This is a genomic window from Actibacterium sp. D185-2, assembly GCF_054954595.1.
Genome location: NZ_JBPWNX010000011.1, coordinates 1 through 12,986, shown reverse-complemented (window position 1 = coordinate 12,986; position 12,986 = coordinate 1). Strand labels below are relative to the sequence as shown.

The window sequence follows — 12,986 nt, the reverse complement described above, 5'->3', positions numbered from 1 at the left end:
AGAGAACGCCGGTAAATATCATCGCCAGCCGCAGGGGGGAGCGGCAGGCGATGATACCCGCGAGGCAGATGGAGCGGGCTTTGGTGTACGGCTTGATACTTGGTGCTTGCGGTTCGATGCGGCCATACAATGAGCCGCTGCTGCCCGGCATTCGCCAACATGGCTTTAACATCGATGGCGGCTTCCGATTTGGCGGGGCTTGAAAACGCCCCTGGACTTGGCTCAAATCGAAAAATGTATGACCGAAGAGAAATTGTCGTAAATGACAAGATGCAAACCGGATACCGATACACGCCGTCGGTGCGTGCCGGCGAACAGTTTGACGTCGATTTCAAACCCCATTATTCGCCTCAAGAGATGCTCGAAATGGGTGTATTCGAAGGTCGCTATCTCAACGATTGCACCGGCGAATTTCCGGCAGAATGGTTTCAAAATGCGAAAACCAGCCAGGAGGCTGATCCATCCCTGAACTATTTCGGCGTAAAAAGCCGTCAGTCGCTTGAGGCGTGGCAACGGAAAGGCTGGATATACGGACCCGATCCGCGCGGATGGTTTCAATGGTATTGCCGATACTATCTCGGCCGGCGCATTCCCGAAATTGACCGCATTCAAATCAAGCGATGGAAAGGGTTTGCAAGACATGCCGGGCAAATCCGGGCAAACTGCCATCCTGGTGATGTGTTTTGCCGCCCCCGGCAACGTCAGGCCCTTTTGCAGTGGTCGTATGATCCTTTGATATGAGCCTGCGTGCCAGCGCAGCGGCCTTGATGCACGAGAAGCGCGCGCTTCCCCTTCGCAAGACCTGAAAAGACGGCCCCCAAGCGGATGAAAGGCATTTTGCAGCCGGGGCTGGGTACCGAACATTTATCTAGGAGGGTCTGCATGGAAAGTCTGGCGCAAGACTGCGGACATCCGCAGCGAATGAGCGCTTTCGCCCCGAACCGCCGTCCAATGCTGCGGAAACAACGAAAGTCATAGGCGGGCTCAATACGGACGCCGATCAAACCCCGCAGATACCGGGGCCCCTCAGCCCGATCAGTTCCCCCCGAACAGCCGCAGCTTGTCCCAGAGTGAATCGTCGAGCAGCAGGCGCAGGCGCAGATAGATCCCTTCCTGGTAAAACGATGGGCCTTGCGGCCGCCAGCCCGCGGATTTGTTGAAACCGATGGACAGCATCGACCCTTCGTTCACCACATATCCCAGTTCGACCCCCACGGCGCCGGTGGCATGGCCCTTGTTGTCCCAAAGGCGCATTCCGTTCAGGCCGATCCGAAAGCGGTCATCGGCAAAATCATAGGCCAGACCTGCCTGTATCAGCTGGGTCAGACTGGTGACGGTCCCGGAATTACCAAGGCTGATGCGCTCGGACTGACCGGCATATTTGGCGTTCAGCTCAAGATCCGGGCTGGTTTCATAGCTTGCGGCCAGCGACCATTCATGGCTTTCGGTTTTTTGGGCCTTTTCTTCGATGCGGCGCTCATACCAGGCCAGCACGGCAAGGCGCGGATTTTCCGCAGGGCGATAGGCCAGGCCCGCGCGGGTGCGATGGCGCATCTGGGCGGGGCCGTCGCCGCGGCCGTCAATCGCGTGGCGGCTGCGCAGCATGACCGTCAGATCGGGCGATACCTGCCCGGCAATGCCAAGGCTTGCGAAAGATGTGTTGCCGTTGGCTTCGAACGTCTGGTCGAAATCGGCCTCGGCAACCCAGGTTTCCTTATCCGAGGACCACTTCGCCCCGAGGTTCACGCTGGTCAGCCAGTCGTCGTCCCCCGATACCGGCTCGGAATGTTCAACACCGACCCCGAGCGAAAGCTGCTCGGTGATGGTCCAGTCGCCTTTGAACCCCTGAACGAAGCGGGACCGGGTCAACCCTTCGTCTTCCGCAGAAAACTGGGACCGGCCGGTCAGCCAGTCGGTGACCTGATAGTCCATGGCCAGCAGAAGATGGGTGGGGGTTTCGCGGCCTTCCTCACGCCCGATGGCGAATTCAGCTTCGGCGCGCAGGTTCCAGCCGGGGCGGAATGCATAGTCCATGCCGAACCGCAAATGGCCTTCGCCGGTGCCATAGACGGGCTGAACAACCTCGGCATCGAACACAAGGGCCCGATCCGTTTCGGGGGTCCAGGTTGCGCCCAGCAGGCCAAAGACACGGGTGGCATCGCCATCGGCCTTGAAATCGTGATCAACCCGGAGACCGACCCGCCCCGTGGCCTGATCGTTCAGGCGGCGTTCATATTCGATCTCGGCTTTTGCCGTTTGCGTCCCTGCAATCCGGTCGGCGATATAATCCGCCTCGACCGACAGTCCGCTTTCGTCGCCAAGATCGATGTCATAGTCCACCGACAGGCGGTCGGTGCCGGGCGCTGTGGACGACCCCGAAGGGTTGAACGCGTTGCCGGTATGAACCGCCTCGATCGACAGGCGCGCCGTGTCGCCGGCATGGACCAGAGAGATGCGCGCGGCAGACCCTTTTTCGCCAAAGCCATTCTCCGACTGTGCAGCCTCGGCTTCCAGCATGGTCTTCTCGCCGATGCGGGTTTGCAGATAGGCCGCGATAATGCGTTCGCGTTCGGCGGTCATGCGGTTCGCATCCGACCGGACAATCCTGACCCCGATCGCGGTGCGCTCGGTCGCCTGATAGCTCACCTCGCCACCGTACAGCCAGTGGCGCGCGCCGGTGTCGCCCTCCGTCTCATAGGTGAAACGGATGCTGACCGGGTTGCCGTCGGCATCGGCCTGGGCGACCGGGGCGTTGAACACGATCGTGTTGCGGAAGAAGTCGAGCACATAGTCGGTCAGCCGGCGCTGCGCCTGTTCCGAGATGATCTCGCCCGTATCACGATCGCGCACGAGGATATCGACGCGGTCGCTGCCTTCGCGATAGTTCGACAGATCCACATCATAGGGGCCGGAGATGCCCCGGCCGGGTAATTCGACAACCTGCTGGCGCTGGGCGGTATGGGCCGCGAAGACGCTGACACTGACCTTGTCATTCTGCCAATGGGCCTTTGCGCCGGTCGTCAGGCGGTTGTATCCACCAAGCTGGAAAGCGTCGGCTTCCGGTTCGATCGCGATGTCGCCATAGAGCACATAGGACTGACCCTTTTCGACCTTGATGAACAGCTTGGTTGAAGATTGCGCATCGAACCCGCGTTCCGAATTGTCGCCGTAAACCGGATAGTATTCATCGCCCCGGATATCGCGGAACAGCTGCGCGTCGGTGTCCCGGTCCGAGCTGTAGCGCAGGGTCAGAAGCGCATCGCCGCGAATGCGGCCCTTGAGGTACAGTTCGCCGCGCAGGCCCGAGGCGGTATCCTCGAACGGGCTGATCATGTCGCTGTCGATCAGGTCGCCCCGGCCGTTCAGGGCAACCGCGCCTTCGATGACGCCGACCAGAATCCGCTCTTCCAGATCGGGGGTGAACATGATGCTGGCCTCGGCCTTGCCGAAGGTGCTGCTGACCTCGATCAGATCCGTGCCGGAAACCTGGGGGGCAAGCAGCCCGAACGTCGCTTCGCCATTGTCGATGAAGGCCTGCACCCCGGCCCGTTCCGGGCGGATGTCGGTCACATCCCAGGTCGCATTGCGCGCCCGCAGGGTCACGGTGGCCGACGCCTCGACAGGGGTGCCTGCGGCATCAAGGATGCGCACCACCACGGGCACCACCGTTCCGGGCGAGGCGGGGGCGGTTTCAGGCGCCACGATCTCGATCCGCGCCGGATCGCCGGGGGCGACAAGGGTGATCTCCTGGCGTGCCCGTTCATTGCCGAACGGGTCCTTGCCGATCAGGGCCAGGGTATTTTTGCCCGCGCGCAGCTGAAGTGCCACGAATGTCAGGGCCTGCACGTTTCCGCCCGGCCAGGTCGATTTCTCGCCGATACGGGTGGCGGGAACCTCTTCGCCGTTCAGCATCAGCGCAAGTGTCAAATCCGCGGGTCCTTTTACCTGAACCGTCAGCGACCGGCGCGCTGTCTTGTCACCATTCGCAAGCCCGATGAACCCGGCATCCGGCGACAGGGTCTTTATGATGCCCTCAAGGCTTTGTGCCTCGGTGGCGGTCTGGCGCACCTTCTGTGCCAGGTCTGTGGCGGGGGCAGTGCCCGCCACCTGTTCCGCGCCGTAGATCTGGGTCGCGGTGGCAAGTCCGGCCTCGCTTCGGGCGCTGCGGGTCTCGGCGCGGCTGCCGTCGATGGGCAGATCGGTCAGCAGATCGCCACCGCCGGTGCCGCGTTCGGCAAAACGGTCGGCCCTGGCGGACACGGCGGCCAGCACCGCGGGCGTGCAGCCGGTCAGCGCAAACCGCTCGGCGCGCAATTCGCCGCGCTTCAGGTCAACCAGTCGCGTGCCGCCGCGCATCATGTCGCTGGTGCGGGTGGCCACCGGATACGCCCCTTCGGGCAGGGTCTTGGACATCAGGCTGAGCACATGAGAGACCGGCCGCAGACCGAAAAGGGAATATTTGCCGTCAATGTCGGTGACGACAAACAGCCCCTCCTGGGTCACGATCTTGACACCGGGAACGCCCGGCTCCTGCACACCGTCCCGCAGGCCGTTGCCGTTGCAATCCATGAAAACCGACCCGATGATCGTACCTTCGCGCGAAAAGACCCCGCCGCTGTTATCAAGCTTGACGAATGCGCTGGAAACGCCCGACACGCGGACCTCTCCGGTGCCGGCCTGACGCCCGCTGAGGACTGCGGAGTTGTAATTCCGCCCGTCCCGCGCCAGCGGCGTGTAGCGCAGAACATAGGTCAGCGTCCTGGTTTCAAGTGGCTTGATGTTGCCAAGGGCAAACACATGATCGCCGCCCGCATCCTTGACCGGATCCGGCCAGGGCTTGCCATCCAGCAGGACCGATCCGGCGATCAGTTCGGCGCCGAAAGGCGGGCGGTCCACGATTTCGGCGCCGACCAATGCCTGATCCATGTTGTTCTGCGCGGTAAGGCTGTAAACGACCGCCTCGCCGGTGCGAACCGTGCTTTTGTCGGCGGTTTTCTCCAGGGCAAGCGGCACGCCGTAATAGGGATCGACCGGAATATCGCTCAGATACACACCGCCGCCGTCATGCTGAAAGGGCAGGCCGAAAGCGGCCTCATCGTTGATCCTGCGGCCATAGCCGGGAAAGCTCAGCCGGATCGAGGCGAAGCTGAACGCGCGCGGCGGTTCCACTTCAAAACGGTATTCCCCCGCCGGAACCGCGCCGATCGAGAAATAGCCCCGGCGGTCGGATGTCGCGGTGGCGACAATCGTGCCGGCGCTGTTCACCAGATTGACGACCGCGTCGGTGACAGCCTCGTTCGTCACGCTGTTGAAGACGAAGTTGCCCGGGTTGACCGGCAAGCTTGCGGCGACGGTAAGACCGCCGCATTGGGCAACCGCATCCAGTTCATCCCCGTCGTCCGACGCCATCACGCCGTCATTGACCACAGGCGCACCCATTCTGGACAGCGGCAGCGGGCCGGTGGCAAAAATGCCGGTATTCGGCCCGGTTTCACGCGCGATCACGGTTTCTGCGTCGCCGGTCAACCGGCTGGATACGGTGATTTCGACGGCATCCGCCTGGCTGCTGACGTTGCAGGCCCCCGACGTCAGGCGCAGCACGGTGTCGCTGCCAAGCGCGCCGCTTTCGCCGTTGAAGGCAAGCGTGGCGGCGACGGCGGCCGTATAGCGCAGAACCACCTCGTTGGATGTAACCGTTTGCGTGCCCGTGGCAGAGGCAACAAATGTTTCGGCGGTATTGCGCACCGTGACGTCGCCAAGCGCTGCCGGCAACAGCACGGTGAAGCGCATGTCGGTGGACTTGCCCACGGGATAATCACCCTCCCAGAAGAACGCCACCGCATCCACCTGGCCCGGATCGGCCGGCGGGGTGCTGACAAAGCTTTGCGGCGCGTCGGCGCGCAGATGAAACAGTGCGTCAAGGCCACCGGCATATCCGGCAGACACGAAGCGGGTGTTCAGCGGCACCGCGTCATGGATCAGAACGCCGGTACGGGGCGTGCCGTCGATGCGGATGGTGTTGCCGTCGATCGCATCATACCCGGCAATCGCGGCCTCGGAATTGTTGCGCAGGCGCAGGGTATAGGTCAGCTCTTCGCCCTCGGCGGTGCTGCGGCGTGCGACGGATTTCTGAATCTCGAAACCACCTTCGGCGATGATGACCTGACCGCGTGCGGTGGTGTTTCCGGCAACTTCTGCGCCCGGCACAACGCTGACCGGAACAAGAGACAGTTCCGAGATCGCGACATCGCCGGGCGTCGCGGCGGGGGAGGTCGTGAAGCTGTAGATCAGATGCATCGACTGCCCGATGGCAAGCGCCTGGGACTGGCCCGGCAGGATTTCGGGTTCGCCGGCATCGGCAAGGCCATTCGCATTCTGATCCCAGATCGGGGCAGTGCCTTCGATCAGACCGGCCCCTTGCATCGTGTCCACGCGGATCTGCGTGTTCAGGTCGGTGTTTCCGGTATTGCTGATTTCAAAATAATGCTGATCAACCGCGCCGCGGGACAGTCTGAGATCGGAATACCCGGTTACTTCAATCGCGGGGGCCGCGGCGACAATGGCTTCGACCTGATTGGAATAGACCGTTTCCGTGACACCCAGCGCTTCGTTGAAAAAGGTCGTGATCGCCACGTTCACGATCTTCGTTCCAGAGGGTGCGGGCGCCGCAAAGGAGGCTGCGGCAAGGCACAGGGCGAAAACGCCGACGATCGAACCCAACCGTGCAAGTGCTTCCGCTAAAGCTTTGAAAGAAGTGAACATTTGTACTGACCTTTTGAAGCAAATGGCGTAGCTTTTCTGGTGGCTCCCCCCAATCTCTCGGGGGGAGCAGGCTTTCTTCTCGCTTGGAAGGGGTGGTGCGGGGGCTTACTCGTCGACCTTCACGGTAAACTCGAGCGTCGCGGTCGAACCGGGGTCCAGCACACCATGGGTGCTTTCGATCCGGGGTGCGGCGGCCGTGGTCACCGTGCTGGTGCCGGCGGGTTCCGCAGTCGCATCGCAGGCGGTGCCGCAGGTTTCGAGCGCGGTATAGGCCGGCACGACATCCTTGATCACCACAGCGTCGACAGGGGCGGTTCCGGTATTGCTGGCAACCACGCGGTAGCGGATGCACTGGCCGGGCTCGACATCCTGACGGTCCTTGCTGAAAGTTCCCGTCGCACCGGAGCAGAGCGGATCGATGGCCTGGGTCTTCACCAGCGTCACGTCACCCGAGACAATGACGATCCGGTCGGAAACCGCGTTGTTGGCGGTGTCGGCATCCGATTTGGTCGCCCCGTTCAGGCTGTCGCCCAGTTCCAGAGTGCCGACTTCCGACACACCGGGGGTGGAACCCGCCTGAACCCGGTAGATCAGGGTCATCGTGTCGCCCGCCGCCAGACCGGCAGTGGTGCCGCCGATGTTGTTGGTCAGGTCGTTGAAGTTGTCGACAATCGGATCGGATGCATCCAGCACGCCGTCACCATTCTGGTCCCAGTAGATGGCACCGCTGAAATCGGACAGACCACTTTCAAGGATCGCGCCTTCGGTGATGTCGATATTGCCGTCGTTGGTGATGGTATGGAGGATATCCACAACACCGCCCGGTGCAGCCTGAACCGTCTGGCTTGCAACGATGGACACATCGACGATCTCGTTGACGGTCACGGCGTTCACGATCCGGTCGCTTTGACCCGAAACCGGCGAGGTCACCTTGACATCAACCGCTTGCGTCAGCGGCAGTGCATCCGCGGGTGGGGTCACGACAACGGTGATATCCGCCGTGGACCCGCTGGGGATGGTGCCGGTGTTGGTTACCACGGTGCCATCGGCCAGCTGGAACTCGACGGTCCAGCCCGCAGGCAGCGCCTGATCCAGTGACAGGTTATAGCTGTCGGCGGTCGGGCCCAGGTTCTCGATCTTCATCGGGAAGCTGACGGCCTGGCCCGGATCGGTTGCAGTGGTCACCCAAGGATCGGCCCCGTTGGTCGGTGCGGCACCGTCACCTTCGGATCCGCCAACCCGGTTTTCCAGATCGACCGCAGCGGCCAGAACCGCACCGGCAAATTCAGCGGCAGAGGTGTTGGTCGCGCCGCCGCCCTCGGAGATGGCCGAAACGGTCGCGGTGAAGTTGGTCGTACCCGCCGCAGCCGGGGCTGCATCGGTGGGCAGGGTCGCCAGCAGGGTCACCTTGGTCGCGTCGCCCGCTGCCAGCGGACCAACGCTGCCAACGATCGGGGTTGCCCCATCCTCGGCCACGAAGCGGAAGGTGGTGCCGTCCGGGAAGTCGCCGTTCACAACGTCCAGCGTGTAGCTGTCGGTCTGGTTGGAGTCGTTGCCGACGACGAATTCGAACGCGATGGTGCCGCCCTGCGAAGCATCGCTGGTTTCGGTCACCACGTCGTCGCCCGCCGCGCCGTCATCGGTCAGCGACCGCACAACGGTGGTGTCGGACTGGGTGAAGGTGTCGTCGATCACATGCGCATACTGCGAGTCGACGGTCACCGACGCCGTGTTCGATGGCGGGTAGTTGCCGGTGTTGTCGGACTGGGTCGCGGTATTCTCGATCAGGCCAGCCTCGGCCAGGCTGCCGATCGTCACCTCGAAGGTCACCTTGCCGGTCCGGCCCGGATCGACGTTCGAGACGGTGAAGTCGATGGTGTTGGAGGCCGCGTTCACCTGATAGACGATGGTTTCGCCCGACCCGTTGGTGGCGTCGATCCCGGTGCCGTTGGTTTCATCCAGGCCACCGGCCACGGCGCGGTCCGACCACTGGGCCGACGCAACCGTGTAAGGCAGGCGCAGGTCGATCACATCCTCGACCGCATAGTTGGTGGATGCCGCAAGACCGGTGTTCGAATAGGTCAGCGTGATCTCGACCGTATCGCCCGCGTCGACGATGGCAGGGTTGCCGCCGCTTTTATCCACGACCATCGACTTGACCAGTTCCATGATCGCGCCCGACGACACGGTCAGGGTATCGGTGTTGGCCGAGGTCACGGCGCCGTCAAGCAGGCTGATGGCGGCAATCGCCAGGGTTTCGGCATCGCCGGCCGCCGCAGTGGAGGGCGCGGTGGCGTCGATGACAACCCCAAACCGCTCGCCAGCCGCCAGGGTCGGCGTTTCGGTGATCGGGGTTGCAGAATCCGCCACGCCGTCCATGTCGGCGTCGGGATAGAAGGTGACGCTGGTGAAATCGAAATCACCGGTCCCTTCCGCCGCCGACAGGGAAAACGCATCAGGGCCGTTGCCGTCGTTGGTGATGATATGCGGCAGGAACGCTTTTCCGCCTGGCGCGATTTCTTCGCTGTTATTCGAGGTCAGGGTAACCCCCGCGACCTGCTGAACGATGGTTTCGACCTTGTTCGAGGTCACCGTGATCGTATCGCCGACAGCATTGGTATAGGTCGCTACCGCCTAGTTGCCGATGACGGACCCCGCTTCGGGGGCCGCGGCAAGGGCTGCTGCGCCAGCCAACGACATGATCGCAAGCGCGCTGGTGGAGAGCAGGAAATTATGGTTATGTTTCACCGAATTGAACCTTCTGTTTTGTATTGAAAATTGACCAACCCGTCTGGACCGAGCGGGTTACGTCCGCTCAGTTGACGACCACCCGATAGGTGTTGAGGGCCGTCTCACCGCTCGGCAGAGCGGATTCCATGTTCCAGCGCACGGCTGCGATCGCTTCTGCGGGAACGGGTTCCTTGCGCGTTGTCCCATCTGCGTCGACAACGGTCCGAAAGGCGGGAAGGGTGGACCATTCCAGACCCGGAAGCTCGGGCTCCATTTCCGCCTGGACCTCAAAGACCGCCGGATGCGTGCTGGACTGCGAGCCAAGCGCGATGGTCACCCCCTCGGGGATGGGGGCTGCAATGGCGATGCCGCCAAGATCGATCTCGGCGTTATTGGAATGGGTCAGGACATACTGGATGATTTCGCCCGGACGCACCGTGGACCGGTCGATCAGCTGTTCCGTGCCGTCCTCGGATATCTCCACGATCTGGAAGGACACCTGGCTTTGAAGCTCCTGCGCCTGCGCCTGCGCGGCAATCACCGCCAGCGAAGCCGCGGACATGAAGGAGCAGAACTTCTGGAGTGTAAAACGTGACATTCGCTTTCCCTTTCGCGGTCAACTCTTTGAAACCGCACTGACAAAAATGAGGGCCAGCCTCCGCACTTTCGGAGACGACCGGCATAGGGATGTTCATGTCAGAACTGGCGGGAGCGACGGGGGGCGGAAAAGGATAGAACGACCACCTTTCGCGCAGGGGCTATCCTTATGGATATCCGGCGACCTACGCCTCTGGCGGAATTGGCTGTGCGGCTGCCGGTTTCACGGGCGGCAACGCAAGTTGTCTCACTCTCTGCGCGTATGGCAGAGGTTAGGATGTTCGATGGCGGGGGGCAGGGCGACAGGCCAGGGTACGCTTTGCAACTGCAAAACGAAACATGCGGCGCGGTTGTCAGAACGGGCGGCATCGGCGCAGGGGGTCAATCTGCGCGACGAAGAACCGGCAATGTGCCGATCTTCGGTATAGGTTGGTTTTTCTGGGGGGAGATGGTGGACCTGACTGTAGAAGAATCGAACCGCTTGTTCGAGATTCTACAGAATTGGGAAAGTCAGCTATCGCGCTTTGATCTAAACGATCTGAGGTGCGACAATGACAATATCGCGCCATAGATTCAATGAGTTAGCCAAGCCTACGCCTAAGAAGCGGGAAGCGCCGTTTTCGCTGCGTTTAACGTTCGAAGAAAAGGCTGCACTCAAGAAACTGGCCGGAGACAAGCCCCTTGGGGGCTATATTCGGGCAATTCTCAGGGATGCCATCCATCAGAGCAAAACGCTGCCAGAGGCAACGGATAATGAGGCTTTGGGCCGTGTTTTAGGCTCACTTGGCAAATCTCGCCTTTCCAACAACGTTAATCAACTCGCCAAAGCCGTGAATATAGGCGCGCTGCCTGTCACGCCAGAAACAGAGGCTGATCTCAAGCAGGCCTGCGCCGATATTGCTGCGATGCGCTCAGAGTTAATGCGCGCGTTGGGGAAAGGCGGTGGCCCATGATCCTGAAAGCTAAGGAGCGCGGCAATGCACCCCAACTTGCCAAGTATCTGATGTCCATGCGCGATAATGAGCATGTCGAGCTGCATGAGCTGCGCGGGTTTGTAAGCGATGATCTGCTGGAGGCCTTTCAAGAAGCCGAAGCCATCTCAAAAGGTACCAAATGCAAAAACCATCTATTTTCGATGAGCCTCAACCCGCCCGAAGGGCAAAACGTGGATCGGGAGGCTTTCGAGCAAGCCATCGATCAGATTGAGCGCAAACTTGATCTGGCCGATCATCCGCGCGCGCTTGTTTTCCATGAAAAAGAGGGCCGCCGTCATGCCCATGCCGTCTGGTCCCGAATTGATAGCGAAACCATGCGTGCCAAGAACATGGCATTCTACAAACAAAAACTGATGGACGTCTCGCGCGATCTGTATCTGGAACATGGCTGGGACGTGCCCAAAGGCATGATTGATCGGCCCTTGCGCAATCCACTCAACTATTCCCGCGCCGAGTGGCAACAGGCGCAGCGCGCCAAACAAGACCCGCGTTTGATCAAGGCCGCTTTTCAGGAGTGCTGGCGCGGTTCGGATAACATAGATGCCCTCAAGAACTCACTGGAAGAAAAAGGCTTCTTCCTAGCCAAGGGTGATCGTCGCGGCGTTGTTGCGGTGGATGTGCGCGGTGAAACCTATGCCCTGTCCCGCTGGGCAGGCGTGAAGGCTAAAGATGTCCGCCAGCGCATGCCCGATACAAAATCCTTGCCGTCCGTTGATGAGACGAAGGCGAACATTTCCTCTCGCATGACAGATCAGCTCAAAACCTATCTGCGGGATGTGGATGCAGGCTATCGCCGCCTATCTCCGGTTGCTGAATACAAACGCCAGCAAATGCAAGAGCGCCATGCGCAGGAACGAAAAGCGGAGACGCAGCGCATCGCGCAGCGCGAAGAGCGCGAGATGCAAATCCGCGCAAGCCGCTTGCCGAGTGGATTCACTGGCATCTGGAGCCGCGTCACAGGCAAGTTCTCAAAGCTCAGAGCGGAGAACGAAATGGAAGCGCTGCGCGCCTGGCAGCGCGACCGCGCCGAAAAAGACCGTCTTGTCTCGCGCCAACTTGATGAACGGCAGCGCCTGCAAAAAGCCATCCGCAAAATGCGGGACGAGCGCGCCCAAGAGGTTGCTCAAATCCGAAGCGAGATTGCGGCCTATGTCGCCATGAAACGCGGCGATGTGCCAAGCCTGAGCGCTCACCAGAAAGCGCAACAAGACCAAACCGGGAGCCGCGAACAGCAGCGCAAAGACGCGAGCCGGGAAGAACAGCGCCGCCAGGATCGCGGTTCTGACCGTGATCGAGGCCCTGGAATGTAAACCCTAAAGAAAGGAGATCGCTATGCGATATACATTGATGTTCAATCTGGATGAGGCCCATGCCCGTCAACTGGATGATCTAAAGCAGCACTTTCATCTGGCTGCGGAAGATACCGTACGGCTGGCAATTCGGCTCACTCATGCGCGGATGCAAAAGCCTGATGTGCTGGTGCCGGAATGTAAGCCGCACGGACCGTCACGAAATGATGGACCGTTCTAGTAGCCAGGAGGACAGTTTGCCGTTTGCAAATATCAGCTAGGCTATGTAAGTGGAATCATGCTAACATTTTGTAATTATTGTTATTTTTTACGATATGGAAATTTAATGAGTAAAAATGATAAGAGAGATTCAGCCGTTGGTGGAGCGGTTATCTCAGGCAGCAGTGCCTTAATCGGTTTGTCCATTATTTTCGGTTCAGCCGCGCTATCGCCTGTTGCGATGGTAGGAACAGCCTTTACCGTTGCTGCATGTGACCTGCCCCCCGATGGTCCCTCATTCATAACGAGAGTCTGCGGGTCTGGTTTTCATATTCCTCGGTTTCGGTTTGGGCAAGCGCGTCGGGCGCGGAGCCCTCAAATTGCTCAAGCGTCC

8 protein-coding genes are annotated in these 12,986 nt (G+C 60.8%); 5 read left to right on the top strand and 3 right to left on the bottom strand.

All coding sequences use genetic code 11. The annotated features are described in order from the left end of the window. Positions 1 to 129 precede the first annotated feature (129 nt). Positions 130 to 741, top strand: a complete 612-nt coding sequence (locus ACSR1C_RS15260) for a hypothetical protein (RefSeq protein ID WP_460260241.1) — start codon at positions 130 to 132, stop codon at positions 739 to 741. A gap of 294 nt (positions 742 to 1,035) precedes the next feature. Here the strand turns inward: ACSR1C_RS15260 and ACSR1C_RS15255 are convergent, their stop codons facing one another. The 3 genes from ACSR1C_RS15255 to ACSR1C_RS15245 form a co-directional block, all read right to left on the bottom strand. Next, a complete protein-coding gene (locus ACSR1C_RS15255) occupies positions 1,036 to 6,633 on the bottom strand; it encodes a hypothetical protein (protein WP_460260240.1) in 5,598 nt (1,865 codons plus the stop codon). 234 nt (positions 6,634 to 6,867) lie between these two features. Then, positions 6,868 to 9,354, bottom strand: coding sequence for an NEW3 domain-containing protein (locus tag ACSR1C_RS15250; RefSeq protein ID WP_460260239.1), 2,487 nt, complete (start codon positions 9,352 to 9,354; stop codon positions 6,868 to 6,870). A 223-nt stretch (positions 9,355 to 9,577) separates the two neighbouring features. Beyond that, positions 9,578 to 10,090 carry a hypothetical protein gene (locus tag ACSR1C_RS15245; RefSeq protein ID WP_460260238.1) on the bottom strand — a complete coding sequence of 171 codons (513 nt, stop codon included), beginning with the start codon at positions 10,088 to 10,090 and terminating at the stop codon, positions 9,578 to 9,580. Between the two features lie 276 nt (positions 10,091 to 10,366). On the opposite strand from ACSR1C_RS15245, the gene ACSR1C_RS15240 reads away from it, so the two are divergent. The 4 genes from ACSR1C_RS15240 to ACSR1C_RS15225 are packed head-to-tail and all read left to right on the top strand — an operon-like array spanning position 10,367 to position 12,614. Further along, positions 10,367 to 10,660, top strand: coding sequence for a hypothetical protein (locus ACSR1C_RS15240; protein ID WP_460260237.1), 294 nt, complete (start codon positions 10,367 to 10,369; stop codon positions 10,658 to 10,660). Then, positions 10,641 to 11,042, top strand: a complete 402-nt coding sequence (locus tag ACSR1C_RS15235; protein ID WP_460260236.1) for a hypothetical protein — start codon at positions 10,641 to 10,643, stop codon at positions 11,040 to 11,042. Before ACSR1C_RS15240 ends, ACSR1C_RS15235 begins: the two co-directional genes overlap by 20 nt. Continuing rightward, on the top strand, positions 11,039 to 12,394 hold the full coding sequence (locus ACSR1C_RS15230; RefSeq protein WP_460260235.1) for a relaxase/mobilization nuclease domain-containing protein: 1,356 nt from the start codon (positions 11,039 to 11,041) through the stop codon (positions 12,392 to 12,394). Before ACSR1C_RS15235 ends, ACSR1C_RS15230 begins: the two co-directional genes overlap by 4 nt. Before the next feature lie 22 nt (positions 12,395 to 12,416). Then, complete coding sequence (locus tag ACSR1C_RS15225) at positions 12,417 to 12,614, top strand: hypothetical protein (protein WP_460260234.1); 198 nt, start codon at positions 12,417 to 12,419, stop codon at positions 12,612 to 12,614. The last annotated feature ends 372 nt before the right edge of the window (positions 12,615 to 12,986 follow it).